Source organism: Massilia sp. BAP21, from assembly GCF_057801335.1.
The window spans coordinates 24,532-46,398 of record NZ_CM173596.1 but is presented as its reverse complement, the minus strand read 5'-3'; the positions used below and the strand labels follow the sequence as shown (position 1 = coordinate 46,398).

Here is a 21,867-nt window from a genome sequence, read left to right as displayed (position 1 = left end):
CTGGGCGTCCAGGTAGGGGCCGTCCGGCCGGAGCGAGCGCGCCACGCGCATGTTGTAGCCGCCGTTGGCGTCCAGGCCGCCGAACGAGGTGAACAGGTAGTAGTAGGACGTCTCCGGACTATACATCACGTAGGCGCCTTCGATGCGGCTGTGGTTACCGCCCATCAGGCGCTTGCCGTAGCCCTGGCCCACCAGCGGCATGCCATTGCTGGGGTTCATCTGCATGATGAAGATGCCGCCCGAATACGAGCCGTAGACCATCCACAGGCGTCCGGCATTGTCGGAAAATACATGCGGATCGACCGTGTTCGGATGCCGCATCGCGTCGTAGACCGTGCCGTCGTGGCTGGCCTGGCCCCACATGCCGGAGCGCAGGATGATGCCCTTGTCGACGTACGGACCCTCGACGCGGTCGGCCACCGCGATCCCGAGCGCCGAGCGGGGCGAGTCGCCCTTGCAGGCGTTGTAGTACATGTAGAACCTGCCGTCGGCAAGCTGCTTCACGTCCGCAGCCCACAGGGTGTCCGACTGCGCCCAGCTGAAGGTCTCGGCCAGTTCGGTGAGCACGTTGGCCGAGCCATTCAGGAACAGGGGATTGGTGGCGCTGACACCGCTGGCGATCTGCTGCCAGTTCATCAGGTCGGTGCTCCTGGCGGCGGCCAGGTGCGAGCCGAACACATACCAGCCGTCGTTCGTCCTGATCACCGAAGGATCGTGGACCGAGGCGTTGCGGAAGGTGATCGGGGTGAATCCGGCCTGGGCGGCCGCATTCGGGGAGAGCAGGGACGAGGCCAGGAGCGCTCCCAGCCCCCATAGCGCAAGGGTGTCTTTCATTGCATGTCTCCGTGATTATCGTGGTCGTGGCCGGACGCAGGACGGTCCGGCTGGGCCTGTGGCAGGCATGCACAGCGTGATGCGTTTCTTGTGTTTTTTCCAATCACATAAAACCATGGCCCGATATCCGTATCGGCATCGGCATGGGCAATCGCATCAGGGCCGATACGCAAAACGATATTGAACTACCCAAAAAATTGATTGGATTGATCTCGGTCCAGGGCCTATTATCAAATTTAATTGTACAAAAGCAAGCCGTGACACAACGGCAATCATGACAGCGTCACAGGAGACATATGAAACGCACCCCAACCGGCTGCGCTGCGGCCAGCCCTCGCCCATCCGGCGCCGACCCGTCCTGATGGGAGGCGCCATGCGCACACAAGACACACAACACCTCTCCACCCTCGAAAAAGCGGGTTTCGGCGCCGGCGACATGGCGCTCAACGTGGTGATCTCGTCGATGATGCTGATCATCACCTTCTTCTACACCGACATCTACGGCATTCGCACCGCCGACCTGGCGGCCCTGTTCGTGGCCGTCAAGGTGATCGGCGCCGTCGCCGACCTGGCGATGGGGCAGGTGACCGATGCCGTCCTCACGCGCTGGGGGCGCTACCGGCCCTGGCTGCTGCTGCTCGCCGTGCCTTATGGCCTGAGCGTGTTCCTGGTCTTCACCACGCCCGACTGGAGCTACGACGCCAAGCTGCTCTGGGCCTACTCGACCTACATCCTGATGACCCTGATGACGGCCGGCGTCGGCATCCCCTACATCTCGCTGATCAGCGGCCTGACGTCCAACCCACAGGAGCGCCTGTCGGCCAACGGCTATCGCCTGTTCTTCGCCAAGATCGGCGCTTTCATGGTGACCATCATCGTCCCGCTGCTGGCCAGCTGGTGGGATGCCGGCAACCCGGCCACCGGCTACCAGGCCGCGATGGCGGTGATGGCCGCGATGGGCGTGCTGCTGTTCCTGCTGTGCTTTTTCACCACCACCGAGCGCGTCATCCACAAGGTCGAGAAACAGCCGCTGATCGAGCAGGTGCGCGTGCTGATGCAAAACGACCAGTGGCTGATCCTGTGCGCCGTGTGCCTGACCGGTACCATCGGCTACGTGATCCGCGGCTCGGTCGCGATCTACTACGCCAAGTACTACCTCGGCGGCAGCACCGCCACGGTCTCGGCCTTCCTGTCGACCGGTGTGGCGGCGGCGATCCTGGCGATGGTGGTGTCCACCTGGACCACCAAGTTCTACTGCAAGGTCAAGCTGTTCCGCAACTCGCAGATCCTGGTCGCCGTCATCAGCCTGATGATCTATTTCCTGGTGCAGCCGGGCGACTTCGTGCTGGCCTTTGTCCTGTACTTCATCCTGTCCCTGGTGGTGGATTTGCACGCTCCGGTGTTCTGGTCGGCGATCGCCGAAACCATCGACTACGGCCAGGTCAAGACCGGCAAGCGGGTGTCGGGCTTCGCCTTTGGCGGCATTTCGGTCTGCCAGAAGGCCGGCATGGCGATCGCCGGCGGCATGGTCGGCATCCTGCTCGACTATTTCCACTACCAGCCGAACCAGGAGCAGTCGGCGCTGGCGCTGCAGGGCATCGCCCTGATGCTGTCGGTGATCCCCGGCTTCTTCCACTTCCTGATGGGCGTCCTGATGTTCAAGTACCGCATCAGCGACCAGTATTACGACAGCGTCAAGGCCGACATGGCTACCCGCGGCTACGCCGCCGGCTAACGGAGAACACGATGAAGCAAGCAGCAGCAGCAACAGTAGTAACAGCAGCAGCAATCCAGGAAACCGTCCTCGCGCCCCTGATCGAACAGCGCGCCGACCCCTATATCTACAGGCATGGCGACGGCTACTATTACTTCACGGCCTCGGTGCCGCAGTACGACCGCATCGAACTGCGCCGCGCAACCAGCATCGCCGGACTGGCCGGCGCGCAGACAATCGACGTCTGGACCAAGCCCGACACCGGACCGTATTGCGAACTGGTGTGGGCGCCGGAGATCCACTTCAACGAGGGCGCCTGGTACATCTATTTTGCCGCGGCGCCGAGCCGCGAGATCAAGGACAAGCTGTTCCAGCACCGCATGTACGCGATCCGCAACCGCAACCCGAATCCGCTGGAGGGGGAGTGGGAATTCATGGGCCAGGTCGACACCGGCATCGACAGCTTCTGCCTGGACGCCACCACCTTCACCCACAAGGGCCGTTTGTACTACCTGTGGGCGCAGAAGGACGCCGCCATCGAGGGCAATTCGAACCTCTACATCGCCCCCATGAAGACGCCGTGGCAGATCGAGGGTAGGCCGGTCATGCTGAGCAAACCCGAATTCGACTGGGAGACGCGCGGTTTCTGGGTCAACGAAGGCCCGTCCGTCGTGCGCCACGGCGGCAGGATCTTCATCAGCTACTCGGCCAGCGCCACCGACGAGAACTACGCGATGGGGCTGCTGTGGGCCGACGAGGATGCCGACCTGCTCGACCCGTCCGCGTGGACCAAGTCGCGCGAGCCGGTGCTGCGCACCTGCTACGAGCACGGCATCTATGGTCCCGGCCACAACAGCTTTACCTATGCCGAAGACGGCGAGACCGTCATGCTGGTGTACCACGCGCGCACCTATACCGAGATCGTCGGCGATCCGCTCTGGAATCCCGACCGCCACACCTTCGTGAAACCCCTGCGCTGGGACGAGCAGGGCATGCCGGTGTTCGGCCGGCCATCCACCCTGTGAGGACATCGGTGCCCAACCCCATCACGCACGCACCGTTCGGCCAGTTGGCGGACGGCGCCGCCGTCACCTGCTTCACGCTTGGCAATGCCAACGGCCTGACGGCGAAGATCCTCGATTTCGGCGGCATCGTCACCGAGCTGCATGCGCCCGACCGCGACGGCCGCCCGGGCGATGTGGTGCTGGGGTTCGACACCCTGGATGCCTACGCGGGCGACAGCCCTTATTTCGGCGCCCTGATCGGCCGCTACGGCAACCGCATCGCGGGCAGCCGCTTCACGCTGGACGGCCAGGACTACGTGCTGCCCGCGAACGACGGCGGGCACCACCTGCATGGCGGGCCCGGCGGCTTCCACAAGGTGCTGTGGCAGGCCAGGGTGGAAGGCGAGAGCCTGGTGCTGGCCTACCGCAGCGCCGACGGCGAACAGGGCTACCCCGGCAACCTCGATGTCGAGGCAAGCTATACCCTGAACGACGACAACGAGCTGGTGCTGCGCCTGCGCGCCGTCACCGACAAGCCGACGCCGGTCAACCTCACCCAGCACAGCTACTTCAACCTGTGCGGCGAAGGGCAGATCCTGGATCACCTGCTGACCATCGACGCCGACGCCTTTGTGCCGGTCGATGCCGGGGCCATCCCGCTGGGGATGCTGTCGCCGGTGACCGGCACGCCCTTCGACTTCCGCACGCCGCGCCCCATCGGCGAGCGCGTCGGCCAGCCGGACAAGCAGCTGCGCCACGGCCGCGGCTACGACCACAACTTCGTGCTCAACAAGCCCGACGGCATGGCGCGGGGCCAGGCCATGCGGCGCGCCGCCCACGTGCTCGACCCCGCCTCGGGACGGGTGCTGGAGCTGTTCACCACCGAGCCCGGCCTGCAGTTCTACAGCGGGAACTTCCTCGACGGTTCGCTCGCCGGCAAGGGCCGCAGCCATGGCCACCGCAGCGGCTTCTGCCTGGAGCCGCAGCATTTTCCGGATTCGCCGAACCGGCCGCGCTTTCCCAACGTGATCCTGCGCCCGGGCCAGGTGTACGAGTCCGAATCGCGCTGGCGCTTCTCGGTGCAGGGCGCGAACGAATGATGCAAGCCTTCCTCGACAACCGGCACGAACTGGGCGAATGCGTGCTGTGGTGCGAGCGCACCGGGCGCCTGCTGTGGACCGACATCCCCGCCTGCCAATTGTGGGCGTACTCGCCGTCGACCGGGCGCAGCATGCACTGGCCGATGCCGGAGCGGCTCTGCTGCTTCGCCCTGACGGCAAGCGACGACTGCCTGCTGCTGGGCCTGGCCTCGGGCCTGGCCTTTTTCCGTTTTTCCAGCGGGGCGGTGGAACGCATCGCCGACGTCGAGCCGGAGATTCCCTTCACGCGGCTGAACGACGGGCGCTGCGACCGCGAGGGCCGCTTCGTGTTCGGCATGTTCAACCAGGAAGACGGGCCGAAGCGGCCGCTCGGCGGCTTCTACCGCCTGGGCACCGACCTGAGGCTCGAGCGCCTGCCCATCGGGAACGCGGCGATCGCCAACAGCATCTGCTTCAGCCCGGACGGGCGGCGCATGTACTACGCCGACTCGGCCACGCGCGCGATCCATTGCCGCGACTACGGTGCCGATGGCAGCATCGGCGCCGCGCGGGTCTTCGTTGGCGCCGATGCGGCCCCGGGCGAACCGGACGGCTCCTGCATCGATGCCGACGGCTACCTGTGGAGCACGCGCTGGGGCGCGGGACAGATCATGCGCTTCGCGCCCGACGGCAGCCTCGACCGCGTACTGGCGCTCGATGCGCCGCAGCCGAGCTGCCCGGCCTTTGGCGGCGCCGGGCTCGACACCCTGTATGCGACCAGCGCCTTCCTCGGCATGGACAGCGGCGGGCGCGCGCGTGCGCCCTTGTCGGGGGCATTGTTCCGGCAAGCGCTGGATGTGCGCGGGCTGCCGGAATCGCGGTTCCTGGGTGCAGTCTGACCAGCGTTCCGATAACCATTCCGATATCAATATTGCGAAATAATTGATTGGAAAGTTATCTGGCGGGATTCTAGACTTCCCTCATTGCTGAACAACAAGCGCTGCACGACATACCGAGAGGAGGCCCACAGCCTTCCGCAGCGGCCAACGAGACGAGGAGAATGCATGTCCGAGACGAAGAAAAAGACCACGCTGCGCTCGGCGGCGTGGTTCGGGACCCAGGACAAGAACGGCTTCATGTACCGGAGCTGGATGAAGAACCAGGGTATCCCCGACCATGAATTCCAGGGCAAGCCGATCATCGGCATCTGCAACACCTGGTCCGAACTGACCCCTTGCAACGCCCACTTCCGCAAGCTGGCCGAACACGTCAAGCGCGGCATCCTGGAAGCGGGCGGCTTCCCGGTCGAGTTCCCGGTGTTCTCGAACGGCGAATCGAACCTACGCCCGACCGCCATGCTGACCCGTAACCTGGCGAGCATGGACGTGGAAGAATCCATCCGCGGCAATCCGATGGACGCCGTGGTGCTGCTGGTGGGCTGCGACAAGACCACGCCGGCGCTGCTGATGGGCGCGGCCAGCGTCGACCTGCCGACCATCGTCGTCACCGGCGGCCCCATGCTCAACGGTAAGCTGAACGGCAAGGACATCGGCTCCGGCACCGCCGTCTGGCAGCTGCACGAAGAAGCCAAGGCCGGGAAGATCACGATGCACGACTTCCTGTCCGCCGAGGCCGGCCACTCGCGCTCGGCCGGCACCTGCAACACCATGGGCACCGCCTCCACGATGGCCTGCATGGCCGAGTCGCTGGGGACCTCGCTGCCGCACAATGCCGCGATTCCGGCGGTCGATGCGCGGCGCTACGTGCTGGCCCACATGTCAGGCATCCGCATCGTCGAGATGGTGCACGAAGACCTGCGCCTCTCGAAGATCCTCAAGCGCGAGAACTTCGAGAACGCGATCCGCGTGAACGCGGCGATCGGCGGTTCGACGAATGCCGTGATCCACCTGAAGGCGATTGCCGGCCGCGTCGGCATACCGCTCGAACTGGAAGACTGGACGGCGATCGGCAAGGGCACCCCGACCATCGTCGACCTGCTGCCGTCGGGCCGCTACCTGATGGAAGAGTTCTATTATGCCGGCGGCCTGCCGGGCGTGATCCGCCGCCTGGGCGAGGGCGGCCTGCTGCGCCACAAGGATGCGCTCACCGTCAACGGCAAGACCCTGTGGGACAACTGCCAGGACGCGCCGATCTACAACGACGAGGTGATCCGCCAGCTCGACACCCCGCTGATCGAGGACGGCGGCATCCGCATCCTGCGCGGCAACCTGGCGCCGCGCGGCGCCGTGCTCAAGCCATCGGCCGCCTCGCCGCACCTGATGCAGCACCGCGGCCGCGCCGTCGTGTTCGAGGACTTCGACCACTACAAGCAGCGCATCAACGACCCCGAGCTGGACGTGGACGCCAACTCCATCCTGGTGATGAAGAACTGCGGCCCGAAAGGCTACCCGGGCATGGCGGAAGTGGGCAACATGGGCCTGCCGCCGAAGCTGCTGGCCCAGGGCATCACCGACATGGTGCGCATCTCGGATGCGCGCATGAGCGGCACCGCCTACGGCACCGTGGTGCTGCACGTGGCGCCGGAAGCGATGGCCGGCGGCCCGCTCGGCATCGTGCGCGACGGCGACTGGATCCAGCTCGACTGCGCCGGCGGCGGCCTGAACATCGAACTGTCGGACGACGAGATCCGCCAGCGCCTGGCCGATCGCGCCGAGAACAGCAAGCCGGTCCAGCACAGCGGCTACCAGCGGCTCTACCTCGACCACGTGCTGCAGGCCGACGAAGGCTGCGACTTCGACTTCCTGCTCGGCTGCCGGGGCTCGGCAGTGCCAAAGCATTCCCACTGATCCGCGGAGAGTTGGACGCGTGGACGGCAAAGCCGCCCACCCTACGGACACCGCGATTCTGTAGGGTGGGCGGGTCTCCCGCCCACGCGTTCAAGCTGCGTCGGAACAGCCGAACCGCCATTCAAATAACCAAACCGGAGACCGGGCCATGCTGCTCGTACAATTCATCACCGAATCCCGGGAGCGCCGCATCGGCATCCTGCATGACAACACCATCCGCGTCGTGGGCGGCTACGCCACGACCCGCGAGCTGGCGCGCGCCGCCATCGCCGCCGGCACCGGCCTGGCGCAACTGGCCGACAGCGCCGCCACCAGCGAGCATCTCGACTACGAGGAGGTGGCGCGCGCCGGCCGCATCCTGCCCCCGCTCGACCATCCGGACGCCGCCCACTGCTACGTCACCGGCACCGGCCTGACCCACCTGGGCAGCGCCGACACCCGCGACGCCATGCACAAGAAGATCGGCGGCGACGTCGACACGCTGAGCGACTCGATGAAGATGTTCCGCATGGGCGTCGAAGGCGGCAAGCCGTCCGCGGGCACGGCCGGCGTGCAGCCGGAATGGTTCTACAAGGGCGACGGTTCGATCGTGCGGGCCACCGGCCAGGACATCGAGATGCCCGACTTCGCCCTCGACGGCGGCGAAGAGCCGGAGATCGCGGGCCTCTACCTGATCGGCGACGACGGCCGGCCTTACCGCCTCGGCTACGCCATCGGCAACGAGTTCTCCGACCACGTCACCGAGCGCCAGAACTACCTCTACCTGGCCCACTCGAAGCTGCGCAACTGCGGCCTGGGTCCGGCGCTGCTGGTGGGCGAGCTCCCCGGCCACGTGGCCGGCACCTCGCGCATCCTCGGCAAGGACGGCCAGGTGCGCTGGGAAAAGGCGTTCGTCAGCGGCGAGCAGAACATGTCGCACACCATCGAGAACCTCGAGCACCACCATTTCAAGTACGGCCTGTTCAATCGTCCGGGCGACGTGCACATCCATTTCTTCGGCACCGCCACCCTGAGCTTCGCCGACAGCATCGAGGTCGCGCCCGGCGACACCTTCGAAGTGGAAGCGCCGCAGTTCGGCCCGGCCCTGCGCAACCGCCTGGCCGTGCACGCGACCGTTTTTGCCAAAGTGGAGGCGTTATGACCATCAGCGGCGAAGCCATCATCGGCGGCGCGCACGAGCGCGGCACCGCGGGATCGTTCAAGGCCTGGGACCCGACCCGGCGCGACTACCTGGAACCGGCCTTCCACATGGTCGACGCGGACCAGATCGACCGCGCCTGCCGGCTGGCGGGCGAGGCCTTCGACGTCTTCCGCGCCACTTCGGACGAAGCGCGCGCACGCTTCCTGGATACCGTGGCGGAGCAGATCATGCTGCTGGGAGAAGAGCTGATCGAACGCGCGATGCTGGAAACCGGCCTGCCGCGCCTGCGCCTGGAAGGCGAGCGCGGACGCACCTGCGGCCAGCTGCGCATGTTCGCCGAGCTCCTGCGCGAAGGCTCCTGGCGCGACGCGCGCCTGGACACGCCGCTGCCCGAGCGCACGCCGCCGCGTCCCGACCTGCGTTACCACCTGATCGGCGTCGGCCCGGTAGCGGTGTTCGCCGCATCGAACTTCCCGCTGGCCTTTTCGGTTGCCGGCGGCGATACCGCATCGAGCTTCGCGGCCGGCTGCCCGGTGGTGCTGAAAGCGCATTCCGCCCACCCGGGCACCTCGGAACTGGTGGCGCGCGCCGTCAGCGCGGCCGTGCGGCAGTGCGAATTGCCGGCCGGCGTGTTCTCGCTCCTGACCGGCACCGGCAGCCGCATCGGCCAGGCGCTGGTCGGCCATCCGGCGATCCAGGCGGTGGGCTTTACCGGCTCGCGCGGCGGCGGCACGGCGCTGATGGCGGTGGCCGCGGCGCGCAGGCAGCCGATTCCCGTGTATGCCGAGATGAGCAGCATCAACCCGCTATTTTTGATGCCGCACGCGCTGGCGCACCGTGCCGAGGAAATCGGCAAGGGCTTTGCCGCCTCGCTGGTGCTGGGCGTGGGCCAGTTCTGCACCAACCCCGGCCTGGTGCTGGTGATCGACGGTCCCGGCCTGGACACCTTCTGCACGGCCGCCTCGGCCGCCCTGGGCGCGACCGAAGCGGCGGTGATGCTGAACGAGAATATCGCGCAGAGTTACCGCAAGGGCGTCGACGCGCTGGCCGCCAACGAGGCCGTGGCCACGCTGGCGCGCCTGGAACACGGCGAGGGCAGGGGCGCGGCCGCCCTGTTCCGCGTGAGCGCCGAGGCGTTCCGCGAACGCCAGGAACTGCACGATGAAGTGTTCGGCCCGGCCTCGCTGGTGGTGGTGTGCCGCGACGCCGCCGAGCTGCGCGCGGTCGCCGACATGCTGGAAGGCCAGCTCACCGCCACCCTGCAGCTGGACCCGGAAGACCATGCCGACGCCGCCGCCTTGCTGCCGCTGCTGGAGCGCAAGGTCGGCCGCATCCTGGCCAATGGCTTCCCGACCGGCGTCGAGGTCTCGACCGCGATGGTCCACGGCGGCCCCTTCCCGGCCACGGCCGACGGGCGCAGCACCTCGGTAGGTACTGGTGCGATCGCACGCTTCCTGCGCCCGGTGTGCTACCAGAACCTGCCCCAGGACCTGTTGCCGGAAGCGCTGCGCGACGGCAACCCGCGCGGGATCTGGCGCCGCAAGGACGGCGCATTGACCAAAGAGTAGGCGGACATCAGAATAAGAAACGATGGAGACAAAGATGAACAAGTTGGCAGGGCAGCAAATGGCCCGTTATCCCAGCCTGCAGGGCAGGCGGGTATTCGTGACCGGCGGCGGCACCGGCATCGGCGAAGCGATCGTGCGCGCCTTCGTGGAGCAGGGCGCGGTGGTGGCTTTCGTGGACATCGCGCAGGAAGCGAGCGAGAAGCTGTGCGCGGCACTGGCCGACGTTAACGTGCCTGGCCGGACCGCACCCGTGTTCCGCTACTGCGACATCACCGACATTCCCGCGCTGCAGCGCACGATGGCCGAACTGGCCGAGCAGCTGGGCGACTTCGAGGTGCTGGTCAATAATGCGGCCAACGACCAGCGCCACGACATCGACAAGGTCTCGCTCGACTACTGGAACGAGCGCATCGCCATCAACCAGCGCCCCATGTTCTTCACCGCGCAGGCGGTCCTGCCGGGCATGAAGAAGATGGGCGGCGGCTCCATCATCAATTTCTCTTCGATGTCCTGGCACGCCAAGGGCGCCGGCTATCCGGTCTACGCCACCACCAAGGCGGCCGTGATCGGCCTCACGCGCAGCCTGGCGCGCGACCTCGGCCCCTTCGGCGTGCGCGTCAACACCGTCACCCCGGGCTGGGTCATGACCCAGCGCCAGATCGACCTCTGGGTCGACGAGGCTGCCGAGATCGAAATCAAGAAGGCCCAGTGCCTGCCCGGCAAGCTGATGCCCGACGATATCGCCGCCATGGTGCTCTTCCTCGGCGCCGACGACAGCAGGATGTGCACGGCGCAGGACTTCGTCGTCGACGCCGGCTGGACGTAAGCGCCGGCGGCCCGGCGCGGCCCGCGACGACCCCGCCACGGCCCCACCACGATCCCAGGTTCCCTCGTTCCGGCCCTCGCCGGTACGACAGGCACTTTCACGCATACCGCCACAATAACAGGAGACCCCCAGTGAAAGCATTGAAACCCGTCATCCTCGCCCTGAGCATCCTGGCCGCACCGGCCTTTGCCCAGGTGAGCGTCAGCATCGATACCACCCGCCCGGGCCCGGTCATCAACAAGAACGTGTACGGCCAGTTCGCCGAACACCTCGGCACCGGCATCTACGAGGGCCTGTGGGTCGGCCCCGATTCGCGCATCCCGAACACGCGCGGCTGGCGCAAGGACGTGGTCGGCGCGCTGAAGGAGCTGAAGGTGCCGCTGGTGCGCTGGCCGGGCGGCTGCTTCGCCGACGAATACCACTGGCGCGACGGCATCGGCGCGCGCAACAAGCGCCCGGTGAAGGTCAACACCCACTGGGGCGGCGTGGCCGAGGACAATGCGGTCGGCACCCACGAGTTCTTCGACCTGGTCGAGATCCTCGGTACCGAGGCCTACGTCAACGGCAACCTCGGCTCCGGCACCCCGCAGGAGATGGCCGAGTGGCTGGAATACATGACCTCGGACACCAAGTCGACCCTGGCCGAGCAGCGCCGCAAGAACGGCCGCAAGGAGCCGTACAAGGTGGCCTACTTCGGCATCGGCAACGAAGCCTGGGGCTGCGGCGGCAACATGAAGCCGGAATACTACGCCAACCTGTACAACCATTACGCCACCTTCCTCAAGACTCCGCCGAACGCGCGTCCGAAGATGATCGCCAGCGGCGGCAACGACGACGACACCCGCTGGACCGAGGTGCTGAGCAAGGAAGCCGCCCGGGGCACCGACGGCATCAGCTTCCACTTCTACACGCTGCCCACCGGCGTCTGGGAAAAGAAGGGCGCCGCCACCGGCTTCCCGGAAGCCGAATGGTTCTCGACCATGCAGCAGACCCTGCGCATGGATGGCCACATCCGCCGCAACGTCGCCATCCTCGACAAGAACGATCCGGAGAAGAAGCTCGGCTTCTACGTGGACGAATGGGGCACCTGGTACGACGTCGAGCCGGGTACCAACCCGGGCTTCCTGTTCCAGCGTAATACCCTGCGCGACGCGGTGGTGGCGGCGCTGAACTTCAACATCTTCCACAGCCATGCCGACCGCGTGCGCATGACGATGATCGCGCAGATGGTTAACGTGCTGCAGGCGATGATCATCACCGACAAGGAGAAGATGCTGCTGACGCCGACCTACCACGCCTACAAGATGTACATCCCGTTCCAGGACGCGACCTCGCTGCCGACGGCCGTGAACAACGACGTGGCCTACTCGAGCGGCAACAAGAGCGTCCCGGGCATCAGCGCATCGAGCGCGCGCGGCAAGGACGGCAAGGTCTACCTGGCCCTGGTGAACACCAATCCGCACCGGGCCAGCGACGTCAGCATCGACCTGAAGGGCCAGGCCGTCTCGGGCGCCACCGGTCAGGTGCTCACTGCCGAGGCGATGGATGCGCACAACACCTTCGACAAGCCGCAGGCGATCAAGCCGGCGCCGTACAGCGCCAGGGCGGTGGACGGCAAGCTGACGCTGAAGGTGCCGGCCAAGTCGGTGGTCGTCGTCGCGGTCGACGCGTAAACGGTAGGGTGGACGGCTTTGCCGTCCGCGCGTTCACATCCCGCTCGCGGACCTGCGGGTATCGATCGGCCCGCACGCGATGGTTGAACGCGCGGACGGGAAGACCCGTCCGCCCTACGGTTCGCGACTATTCAGGAGTCCATCATGTCTCTGTTTTCTCGTCTCTGCGCCGGCATACTGGCCCTCACGGCCGCGCTGCCCGCCTTCGCCGCCCAGGTCGAAGTCCACGATCCCGTCATGGCGAAGGAGGGCAACAGGTACTACCTCTTCAGCACCGGCCCCGGCATCACCTTCTACAGTTCGAGCGACATGCGGTCGTGGAAGCCCGAGGGCCGCGTGTTCGCCGGCGAACCCGGCTGGGCCAAGCGGGCGGCGCCGACCTTCAACGACCATATCTGGGCGCCGGACATCCAGCACCACAACGGAAAGTACTACCTGTACTACTCGGTGTCCGGCTTCGGCAAGAACACTTCCGGCATCGGCGTGACCACCAACACCACGCTCGACCCGCGCTCTCCAGGCTACAAATGGGAAGACCAGGGCATGGTCCTGCAGTCGATCCCCGGCCGCGACCTGTGGAACGCGATCGACTCGCACGTGATCGACGATGAACAGGGCACGCCGTGGATGTCCTTCGGCTCCTTCTGGTCCGGCCTGAAGCTCGTCAAGCTCGACGCCAGCCGCACCAGGCTGGCCGAACCGCAGGAGTGGCACACCATCGCGCGCCGCGAGCGCCCGGCCTTCGAAGCCGACAGCGAAGCGGGGCCGGCGCAAATCGAAGCGCCCTTCATCTTCAGGAAGAACGGCTGGTACTACCTGTTCGCCTCCTGGGACCTGTGCTGCAAGGGCAAGGACAGTACCTACAAGGTCGTGGTGGGCCGCGCAAAGGCTGTCACCGGCCCCTACCTCGACCGCCAGGGCGTGGACATGGCCAAGGGCGGCGGCTCGCTTGTGATCGGGGGCGACCGCGATTGGAAGGGCCTCGGCCACAACAGCGCCTACACCTTCGAGGGCAGGGACTTCATGGTCCTGCACGCCTACGAGAGCGCCGACCGCTACAAGCAGAAGCTGAAGGTGCTGGAGATGAAGTGGGATGCCGAGGGCTGGCCGATCGTCGACGCGGCGGATCTCAACCGTTACCAGAGCGTCCAGCTGCCATGAGGCGCAGGCTCGCCGCCCTGGCGCTGTTTGTATCCTCGGCCTGGGCCCAGGCGGCCGAGCTCTTCCCCCTGGCCGACGTGCGTTTGATGCCCGGCCCCTTCCTCGACGCCCAGACCACCGACCTGAACTACATGATGGCGATGGAGCCGGACCGGCTACTGGCGCCATTCCTGCGCGAAGCCGGCCTGGCGCCGCGCCAGCCGGGCTACGGCAACTGGGAGTCGACGGGGCTGGACGGGCACATGGGCGGCCACTACCTGTCCGCGCTCGCGCTGATGTATGCCGCCACCGGCGACGCGGAAGTGCTGCGCCGCCTGAACCATTTCGTGGCGGAGCTCAAGCGCGCGCAGGAAGCCAACGGCGACGGCTACCTGGGCGGCATCCCCGGCGGCCGCCAGGCCTGGCGCGACGTCGCCGCCGGCAAGCTGGAGGCCGACAACTTCTCGGTCAATGGCAAGTGGGTCCCGTGGTACAACCTGCACAAGGTATATGCGGGCCTGCGCGACGCCCACCGCCATGCGGGCAATGCCGATGCACGCGCCATGCTGGTCGCCCTTTCCGACTGGGCGCTGCGCCTGAGCAGCCACTTAAGCGAAGAGCAGATGCAGCAGATGCTGCGCGCCGAGCATGGCGGCATGAACGAGATCTTCGCCGACGTGGCGCAGATGACGGGCGAGCGCAAGTACCTCGACCTGGCGCTGCGATTCTCGCACCAGGCAATCCTGCAGCCGCTGGCGCAGGGGCAGGACAAGCTGACCGGCCTGCACGCCAACACCCAGATCCCGAAGGTGATCGGCTTCAAGCGCATCGCCGACATGACCAAGCGCCAGGACCTGGACCGGGCCGCGGCGTTCTTCTGGCAAACCGTGGTCGAGCGCCGCTCGGTGGCCATCGGCGGCAACAGCGTCAAGGAGCACTTCCACGACACCCAGGACTTCGGCCCGATGATCGGCGAGGTCGAGGGGCCGGAGACCTGCAACACCTACAACATGCTCAAGCTCACCAGCATGCTGTTCCAGACGGAGCAGAAGGGCCGCTACGGCGACTACTACGAGCGCGCGCTGTACAACCACATCCTGTCTTCGCAGCGCCCGGGCGGCGGCTTCGTCTACTTCACGCCGGTGCGGCCGAACCACTACCGGGTGTACTCGCAGGTGGACAAGGGCATGTGGTGCTGCGTCGGCTCGGGCATCGAGAGCCATGCCAAGTACGGCGAATTCATCTACGCGCACGAAGGCGACGCGCTGTTCGTGAACCTGTTCATTCCCTCGACGCTGCACTGGCGCAGGATGGGCAAAGGGGGAGTACAGATTACCCAGTCGACGCGCTTCCCGGACGAGGGCAGCACGCGCCTGACGGTGGATGCGCCGGGCAGCTTCACCATGAAGATCCGCTATCCGGACTGGGTCGCGGCCGGCAAGATGGTGGTGAAGGTCAACGGCAGGGTGGTCCAGCTCGACGCCGCGCCGGGCGGCTACGTGAGCGTGGCGCGTGCATGGAAGAAGGGCGACCGGGTCGACGTGCAACTGCCGATGACGACGCGCCTGGAGCAGATGCCGGACAAGTCGAACTACTACGCCGTGCTGCACGGCCCCATCGTGCTGGCCGCGAAGACGCGCCTGTTCGGCGACGAGCAGTTGAACTTCCTGGCCGACGAGTCGCGCATGGGCCATATCGCGGGCGGGCCGGTGTGCCCGCTGGAGGCGGCGCCGATGCTGGTCAGCGATTCGCTTGCGTTCCTGCGCCGCTTCAAGCCGGTGAAGGGCAAGCCGCTGACCTTCACGGCGCCAGGGCTGGTGCATGGCGCGGCGGGCAGCGCAACCGAGTTCATTCCCTTCTTCCGCCTGCACGAGTCGCGCTACACGATGTACTGGCAGCACGCGACGCCGGCCAATTTCGAGCGCATGCGGGCGGAGAACGCGGCGCGCGAAGCCGAGCGGCTGGCGCTGGATGCGCGCACCATCGACCAGGTGGCGCCGGGCCAGCAGCAGCCGGAGTCGGATCACTTCTTCAAGGGTGAGGGCATCGATGCGGGCGTGAACGGCGGAAGGCACTGGCGGCATGCGACGAAGTGGTTCAGCTATGAGCTGAAGGATCCGAAAGGGGAGGCGAAGCTGCTCCAGCTGACCTTTGCGCAGGCCGATGCCGGGCGACGCTTCGATATCGAGGTCAATGGCGTGCCGGTGGCGGAAGTGGCGCTCGCCAGCGATGGCGGCCCGGAGTTCTACAGTGTCGACTACCCACTGCCGGCATCCATCCTGCAGGCCAAGCCGCACACGCTGTCGGTGCGCTTCGTGGCCAAGCCGGGATCGGTGGCGGGTGGATTGTACGGTCTACGCCTGCTGCGCTAAAGCACGCTGCTCATGCATTGGGCGGCAGGCGGCCGTGATCAGTGGTAGTCCGATATCGCTTCCGATATCGGTTTCCACTAAAAATTGATTGGATGAGCATCAGACTTTGTCTTACGATTAATTAATAACAATACCGGAGACAAGGTAATGACCCTCACCCGCAGAACCCTCCTGGGTAGCGCCGCCGCTTGCGCATTCGCTTTCACGATGCCAGCCTACGCCCAGAAACCCCTCACCATCGGCTTCTCCCAGGTCGGCGCCGAATCCGAATGGCGCACCGCCAACACCGCCTCGATCAAGAGCGCCGCCAAGCAGGCCGGCGTGAATCTGAAATTCGCCGACGCCCAGCAGCGCCAGGAAAACCAGGTCAAGGCCATCCGCTCCTTCATTGCCCAGCGCGTCGACGTGATCGCCTTCTCGCCGGTCGTCGAATCCGGCTGGGACACCGTGCTGCGCGAAGCGAAAGCGGCCAAGATCCCGGTCATCCTGACCGACCGCGCGGTCAAGGTCAGCGATCCGTCGCTGTACGTGAGCTTCATCGGTTCCGACTTCGTGGAAGAGGGTCGCCGCGCCGCGCGCTGGCTGGGCGAGCACCAGAACAAGAACCCGAACCGCAGCTACAACATCGTCGAGCTGCAGGGCACCGTCGGCTCGGCGCCGGCGATCGACCGCAAGGCGGGCTTCGCGGAAGTCATCGCCGGCAATCCGAAGCTGAAGATCATCCGCTCGCAGACCGGCGACTTCACCCGCGCCAAGGGCAAGGAGGTGATGGAAGCCTTCCTGAAGTCCGAAGGCAAGAACATCAACGTGCTCTACGCGCACAACGACGACATGGCCATCGGCGCGATCCAGGCCATCGAGGAAGCGGGCCTGAAGCCGGGCAAGGACATCCTGGTGGTGTCGATCGACGGCGTGCGCGGCGCATTCGAGGCCATGTTGCAGGGCAAGCTCAACGTCACCGTGGAGTGCAACCCGCTGCTCGGGCCGCAGCTGATCCAGACCGCGCAGGCGGTCAAGGCGGGCAAGCCGGTGCCGAAGCGCATTACCGTGAACGAGGGCGTATTCCCAGCTGAAGTCGCGGCCAAGGAATTCCCGAACCGTAAATATTGAGGCGGCCATGCTCGCCTCGACCACCGTGGCGCCGGTCCTGGAAGTGACCGGCATCCACAAGCAATTCCCGGGCGTGAAGGCGCTGCTTGACGCGGGCCTGCGCCTGTTCCCCGGCGAAGTCCACACGCTGATGGGCCAGAACGGCGCCGGCAAGTCGACCCTCATCAAGGTCCTCACCGGCGTCTACCAGCCCGAGCGTGGCAGCATCGTCCTTTCCGGCCGCGCGATCGCGCCCACTTCCACCCAGGACGCGCAGGAACTCGGCATCAGCACGGTCTACCAGGAGGTGAACCTGTGCCCGAACCTGTCCGTCGCCGAAAACATCTTCATCGGCCGCTACCCGCGCCGCTTCGGCATGATCGACTGGCGTGGCATGCGGCGCCAGGCCGCTGACTTGTTGAAGCGCCTGCAGATCGACGTCGACGTCGGCAAGCCGCTGTCGCACTATCCGCTCGCCATCCAGCAGATGGTCGCGATCGCGCGCGCCCTGAACATCTCGAGCAAGGTGCTGATCCTCGACGAGCCCACCTCCAGCCTGGACGAGAACGAAGTCCAGCTGCTGTTCTCGGTGCTGCGCGGCTTGCGCGAGCAGGGCATGGCGATCCTGTTCGTGACCCACTTCCTCGACCAGACCTACGCCATCTCGGACCGCATCACCGTGATGCGCAACGGCGAGCGCGAGGGCGAATACCTGTGCAGCGAGCTGTCGCGCCTGGCCCTGGTCAACAAGATGATCGGGGCGCCGGCCGATGCGCAAGCCGACACGGGCAGCGCCTGCGCCGAGGCGGGCACGCAGGGCGAGACCTTCCTGCGCACGAAGGCGCTGGCGCGCAAGGGCGTGCTGAACCCGGTCGACCTCGAGATCCGCAAGGGCGAGCTGCTCGGCCTGGCCGGCCTGCTCGGTTCCGGCCGCACCGAGACGGCGCGCCTGCTGTTCGGCGCGGACAAGGCCGACGGCGGCGCCATCGAGATCGGCGGCCGCAGCCGCATGTTCTCCACCCCGCGCGATGCGATTGCGCAGGGCATCGGCTTCTGCTCGGAAGACCGCAAGCACGAGGGCGCGATCCTGGCCCTGTCGGTGCGCGAGAACCTGATCCTGGCACTGCAGGCGCGCCAGGGACTGCTGCGCGCGATCCCGATGCGGCGCCAGCAGGAGCTTGCAGCCCATTACGTGAAACAACTGGGGATCAAGACGGCAAGTATCGAGACGCCGATCGGCCTCCTGTCCGGCGGCAACCAGCAGAAGGTCTTGCTGGCGCGCTGGCTGGCCACCGAGCCGAAGCTGATGATCCTCGACGAACCCACGCGCGGCATCGATGTGCGCGCCAAGCAGGAAATCATGGACTACGTTACCACCCTGTGCCGCAAGGGCATGGCTATCCTGTTCATCTCGTCCGAACTGCCCGAGGTGCTGCGCGTGAGCGACCGCGTGGTCGTCATGCGCGACCGCAAGGCCTGCGGCGAGTACGGCCGCGGCGAGCTGGACGACAGTACTGTGCTGCACGTGATCGCCGGGGAGGGCTGCGCATGAACGCCGCCGTCAAGGATGCGGTGCTCCAGAGCGCCGGGCCGGCCGGGCCGACCGTCTTCCAGCATCCCCTGTTCCGCCCCCTGGCGGCGCTGGCCCTGCTGCTGCTGGTCGACTTCCTGCTGATTCCCGGCTTCTTCCGCCTCGAGATCAAGGACGGCCACCTGTACGGCAGCCTGGTCGACATCGTCAACCGCGCCGCGCCGCTGATGCTGGCGGCGATCGGCATGACCCTCGTGATTGCCACGCGCGGCATCGACATCTCGGTCGGCGCCGTGGTGGCCCTGTCGGGGACGGTGGCCGCCATGCTCATCGGCGGCACCATGGTGATCAACGACGGCGTGCCCGAGTACGTGGCGCAGACGCCGATGGTGCTGGCGCTGCTGGCCGCCCTCGGCGTCGCCCTGCTGTGCGGGCTGTGGAACGGCGCGCTGGTTGCCGGCCTGGGCCTGCAACCGATCGTCGCCACCCTGATCCTGATGGTGGCCGGGCGCGGCCTGGCCCAGCTGCTCACCGATGGCCAGATCGTCACCGTCTACTACCAGCCCTTCTTTTTCCTGGGCAGCGGCTATCTGCTCGGCCTGCCGTTCGCGCTGTTCGTGGTGGTGGCGGTGTTCGCGGTCACCAGCCTGCTGCTGCGCCACACGGCGCTCGGCCTGTTTATCCAGGCGGTCGGGGTGAATCCTGTCGCGGCGCGCCTGGCCGGCATCCGCACCGCGGCCCTGGTCGTCTTCGTCTACGTGTTCAGCGCGGCCTGCGCCGGCATGGCGGGACTGATGATCAGCTCGAACGTGAAGAGCGCGGACGCCAACAACGCCGGCCTGCTGCTGGAACTGGACGCCATCCTGGCGGTCACGCTGGGCGGCACCTCGCTCGCGGGCGGCAAGTTCTCGCTGGTGGGCAGCATCATCGGGGCGCTGATCATCCAGACACTCACCTATACCATCTACTCGCTGGGCGTGCCGCCCGAGGTCAACATGGTCGTCAAGGCAATCGTGGTCTTCCTGGTCTGCATCTCGCAGTCCGACCGCTTCAAGAGCCTGGGAAAGAGGAGGGCGGCATGAACGCATTCAACAAGCACCTGACTTCCGCCCCCTGGTTCACCTCGGCGGCCACCGTGGTCCTGCTGGCGGCCATGCTGCTGGCCGGGGGCCAGGCCTACGACGGCTTCCTGTCGCTGCAGGTGATGCTCAATCTCCTGATCGACAACGCCTTTCTGCTGGTGCTGGCCATCGGCATGGGCTTCGTCATTCTTTCCGGCGGCATCGACCTCTCGGTGGGTGCGGTGCTGGCGCTGGCGACCATGGTCGCGGCCTGGCTGCTGCAGGTGGCGCAGTGGCCGCCGGCGGCCGTGATCGCGGCGGTGCTGCTGGGCGGCGCGGCCTTTGGCGGCAGCATGGGCGCCATCATCCATGTGTTCCGCCTCCAGCCTTTCATCGTCACCCTGGCCGGCATGTTCCTGGCGCGCGGCCTGTGCTACTTGATCAGCGTCGAGTCGATCACCATCACCGACCCGCTGTTCGTCGCCATGTCGCAGACCCAGCTGCCCTTCCTCGGCGGCTTCCTGTCGCCTGGCGCCCTGGTCGCGATCGGCATGCTCTTGCTGGCGGTGTGGGTGGCGAACTATTCGGCTTTTGGACGCGCGGTCTACGCCATCGGCGGCAACGAGGGGTCGGCCGCGATGATGGGCCTGGCCGTGGGGCGCACCAAGGTCCTGGTCTACGCATTCAGCGGCTTCTGCGCGGCGCTCGGCGGCCTGCTGTTTTCGTTCTACATGCTGTCCGGGTATGGGCTGCATGCGCAGGGCACCGAACTCGATGCCATCGCGGCCGTCGTCATCGGCGGCACGCTGCTCACCGGCGGCTATGGCTATGTGCTGGGGGCGCTGTCGGGCGTGCTGGTGCTCGGCACCATCCAGACCCTGATCGCCTTCGACGGTACCCTGAGTTCCTGGTGGACCAGGATCGTGATCGGCGCCCTGTTGTTCGTGTTCTGCGTGGTACAGCGCCTGATGGGTTTCCGTCAGAAGCAAAGCTAATAAATACAAGCGAAATATAAGGAGAGGTGATGAACAAGATGTCCGTACTGGTGGCCGGACTGGCCGCCGCATTGACGGCTGCATGGGCGGCACCCGAGGCCCTGGCTGCCAACCCCATCGTGAAGGAGATCTTCACGGCCGACCCGGCCGCCCTGGTCGACAACGGCCGTGTCTACGTCTACGTCGGCAAGGATGAAGCGCCGGTCGGCGGCAAGGAGTACGTGATGAACGAGTGGCGCGTCTACTCCAGCTGCGACATGAAGAAGTGGGTCGACCATGGCTCGCCGCTGCGCTACAGCACCTTCAAGTGGGCCGGCCGCGATGCCTGGGCCTCGGACATCGTCAAGCGCAACGGCAAGTATTATTTCTATTCGACCGTCGACCACGCCGCGCTCAAGAGCAAGGCGATCGGCGTGGCCGTTTCAAACAGCCCGACCGGGCCCTTCGTCGACGCGCGCGGCACCGCGCTGGTCACCAACGACATGACGAAGGAAACCCCGATTCCCTGGGACGACATCGATCCGGCCGTTTTCATCGACGACGACGGCCAGGCCTATCTGTACTGGGGCAATACGGTGCTGAAGTACGCCAGGCTCAAGCCGAACATGATCGAGATCGACGGTCCGATCCACACCGTGGGCCTGGACTCCTTTACCGAAGCGGCCTACCTGCACAAGCACAAGGGCACCTACTACCTCTCGTACTCGCGCAAGTTCCCGGAAGAGACCGTGGTCATGAGCGGCCCGACGGCGACCGGCCCCTGGACCTTCGGCGGCGTGATCATGGAGAAGAACAGCAACGTCAACACGATCCACCAGGCCATCGTCGAGTTCAACGGCAAGTCCTACATCTTCTACCACAACGGCAAGCTGCCGACAGGCGGCGAATTCCGCCGCTCGGTCGCCGTGGAGGAACTGCACTACGGCCCCGACGGCCAGATCCTGCCGGTGGCGCAAACAGCGCAAGGCCCGGCCGCCAATCCTGCGCCGGGCTGCCAGTGATAGCCTGCGCCCAGCTTTTCCTATCGAAGTGA

General features: G+C 66.3%; 16 protein-coding genes and 1 pseudogene. 16 read left to right on the top strand and 1 reads right to left on the bottom strand.

Features of this window, described 5'->3' with window-relative positions; all coding sequences use genetic code 11:
• Positions 1–30: 30 nt before the first annotated feature.
• A pseudogene (locus ACWYRN_RS00180) lies at positions 31–834 on the bottom strand (family 43 glycosylhydrolase); the annotation flags it as partial.
• Between the two features lie 373 nt (positions 835–1,207).
• Between ACWYRN_RS00180 and ACWYRN_RS00175 the strand changes: the two are divergent.
• From ACWYRN_RS00175 to ACWYRN_RS00100, 16 genes are all read left to right on the top strand, one after another.
• Positions 1,208–2,569, top strand: a complete 1,362-nt coding sequence (locus ACWYRN_RS00175) for an MFS transporter (RefSeq protein ID WP_488690568.1) — start codon at positions 1,208–1,210, stop codon at positions 2,567–2,569.
• A gap of 11 nt (positions 2,570–2,580) precedes the next feature.
• Positions 2,581–3,573, top strand: coding sequence for a glycoside hydrolase family 43 protein (locus ACWYRN_RS00170; RefSeq protein WP_488690567.1), 993 nt, complete (start codon positions 2,581–2,583; stop codon positions 3,571–3,573).
• A gap of 8 nt (positions 3,574–3,581) precedes the next feature.
• Complete coding sequence (locus ACWYRN_RS00165) at positions 3,582–4,652, top strand: aldose epimerase family protein (RefSeq protein WP_488690566.1); 1,071 nt, start codon at positions 3,582–3,584, stop codon at positions 4,650–4,652.
• A complete protein-coding gene (locus ACWYRN_RS00160; protein WP_488690565.1) occupies positions 4,649–5,530 on the top strand; it encodes an SMP-30/gluconolactonase/LRE family protein in 882 nt (293 codons plus the stop codon). The genes ACWYRN_RS00165 and ACWYRN_RS00160 overlap by 4 nt, the downstream gene beginning before the upstream one ends.
• A 165-nt stretch (positions 5,531–5,695) precedes the next feature.
• Entirely contained in the window at positions 5,696–7,438 is a 1,743-nt protein-coding gene (locus ACWYRN_RS00155) for an IlvD/Edd family dehydratase (RefSeq protein ID WP_488690564.1), read from the top strand.
• A 148-nt stretch (positions 7,439–7,586) separates the two neighbouring features.
• On the top strand, positions 7,587–8,579 hold the full coding sequence (araD1, locus tag ACWYRN_RS00150; protein ID WP_488690563.1) for an AraD1 family protein: 993 nt from the start codon (positions 7,587–7,589) through the stop codon (positions 8,577–8,579).
• Entirely contained in the window at positions 8,576–10,147 is a 1,572-nt protein-coding gene (locus ACWYRN_RS00145; RefSeq protein ID WP_488690562.1) for an aldehyde dehydrogenase (NADP(+)), read from the top strand. The genes araD1 and ACWYRN_RS00145 overlap by 4 nt, the downstream gene beginning before the upstream one ends.
• A gap of 34 nt (positions 10,148–10,181) precedes the next feature.
• Positions 10,182–10,973 (top strand): SDR family NAD(P)-dependent oxidoreductase, encoded by a 792-nt coding sequence (locus ACWYRN_RS00140; RefSeq protein ID WP_488690561.1) that lies wholly within the window; start codon positions 10,182–10,184, stop codon positions 10,971–10,973.
• Between the two features lie 131 nt (positions 10,974–11,104).
• The gene (locus ACWYRN_RS00135) at positions 11,105–12,646 is read left to right on the top strand and encodes an alpha-N-arabinofuranosidase (RefSeq protein WP_488690560.1); all 1,542 of its coding nucleotides are present in this window, start codon (positions 11,105–11,107) and stop codon (positions 12,644–12,646) included.
• 144 nt (positions 12,647–12,790) lie between these two features.
• Complete coding sequence (locus tag ACWYRN_RS00130) at positions 12,791–13,807, top strand: arabinan endo-1,5-alpha-L-arabinosidase (RefSeq protein WP_488690559.1); 1,017 nt, start codon at positions 12,791–12,793, stop codon at positions 13,805–13,807.
• Entirely contained in the window at positions 13,804–16,158 is a 2,355-nt protein-coding gene (locus tag ACWYRN_RS00125) for a beta-L-arabinofuranosidase domain-containing protein (RefSeq protein ID WP_488690558.1), read from the top strand. Before ACWYRN_RS00130 ends, ACWYRN_RS00125 begins: the two co-directional genes overlap by 4 nt.
• A 147-nt stretch (positions 16,159–16,305) precedes the next feature.
• The gene (locus ACWYRN_RS00120) at positions 16,306–17,268 is read left to right on the top strand and encodes an ABC transporter substrate-binding protein (protein ID WP_488690557.1); all 963 of its coding nucleotides are present in this window, start codon (positions 16,306–16,308) and stop codon (positions 17,266–17,268) included.
• Between the two features lie 7 nt (positions 17,269–17,275).
• Positions 17,276–18,799: a sugar ABC transporter ATP-binding protein gene (locus tag ACWYRN_RS00115; RefSeq protein WP_488690556.1), complete on the top strand. Its 1,524-nt coding sequence runs from the start codon at positions 17,276–17,278 to the stop codon at positions 18,797–18,799.
• Positions 18,796–19,860 carry an ABC transporter permease gene (locus ACWYRN_RS00110; RefSeq protein ID WP_488690555.1) on the top strand — a complete coding sequence of 355 codons (1,065 nt, stop codon included), beginning with the start codon at positions 18,796–18,798 and terminating at the stop codon, positions 19,858–19,860. Before ACWYRN_RS00115 ends, ACWYRN_RS00110 begins: the two co-directional genes overlap by 4 nt.
• The gene (gene yjfF / locus ACWYRN_RS00105; RefSeq protein WP_488690554.1) at positions 19,857–20,834 is read left to right on the top strand and encodes a galactofuranose ABC transporter, permease protein YjfF; all 978 of its coding nucleotides are present in this window, start codon (positions 19,857–19,859) and stop codon (positions 20,832–20,834) included. The genes ACWYRN_RS00110 and yjfF overlap by 4 nt, the downstream gene beginning before the upstream one ends.
• A gap of 38 nt (positions 20,835–20,872) precedes the next feature.
• Complete coding sequence (locus ACWYRN_RS00100; RefSeq protein ID WP_488692887.1) at positions 20,873–21,835, top strand: glycoside hydrolase family 43 protein; 963 nt, start codon at positions 20,873–20,875, stop codon at positions 21,833–21,835.
• Positions 21,836–21,867 lie beyond the last annotated feature (32 nt).

Coding starts and splice junctions, on each gene's coding strand:
- ACWYRN_RS00175 (WP_488690568.1), top strand. CDS start 1,208: ATGCGCACACAAGACACACAACACCTCTCCACCCTCGAAAAAGCGGGT.
- ACWYRN_RS00170 (WP_488690567.1), top strand. CDS start 2,581: ATGAAGCAAGCAGCAGCAGCAACAGTAGTAACAGCAGCAGCAATCCAG.
- ACWYRN_RS00160 (WP_488690565.1), top strand. CDS start 4,649: ATGATGCAAGCCTTCCTCGACAACCGGCACGAACTGGGCGAATGCGTG.
- ACWYRN_RS00155 (WP_488690564.1), top strand. CDS start 5,696: ATGTCCGAGACGAAGAAAAAGACCACGCTGCGCTCGGCGGCGTGGTTC.
- araD1 (WP_488690563.1), top strand. CDS start 7,587: ATGCTGCTCGTACAATTCATCACCGAATCCCGGGAGCGCCGCATCGGC.
- ACWYRN_RS00145 (WP_488690562.1), top strand. CDS start 8,576: ATGACCATCAGCGGCGAAGCCATCATCGGCGGCGCGCACGAGCGCGGC.
- ACWYRN_RS00140 (WP_488690561.1), top strand. CDS start 10,182: ATGAACAAGTTGGCAGGGCAGCAAATGGCCCGTTATCCCAGCCTGCAG.
- ACWYRN_RS00130 (WP_488690559.1), top strand. CDS start 12,791: ATGTCTCTGTTTTCTCGTCTCTGCGCCGGCATACTGGCCCTCACGGCC.
- ACWYRN_RS00125 (WP_488690558.1), top strand. CDS start 13,804: ATGAGGCGCAGGCTCGCCGCCCTGGCGCTGTTTGTATCCTCGGCCTGG.
- ACWYRN_RS00120 (WP_488690557.1), top strand. CDS start 16,306: ATGACCCTCACCCGCAGAACCCTCCTGGGTAGCGCCGCCGCTTGCGCA.
- ACWYRN_RS00115 (WP_488690556.1), top strand. CDS start 17,276: ATGCTCGCCTCGACCACCGTGGCGCCGGTCCTGGAAGTGACCGGCATC.
- ACWYRN_RS00110 (WP_488690555.1), top strand. CDS start 18,796: ATGAACGCCGCCGTCAAGGATGCGGTGCTCCAGAGCGCCGGGCCGGCC.
- yjfF (WP_488690554.1), top strand. CDS start 19,857: ATGAACGCATTCAACAAGCACCTGACTTCCGCCCCCTGGTTCACCTCG.
- ACWYRN_RS00100 (WP_488692887.1), top strand. CDS start 20,873: ATGTCCGTACTGGTGGCCGGACTGGCCGCCGCATTGACGGCTGCATGG.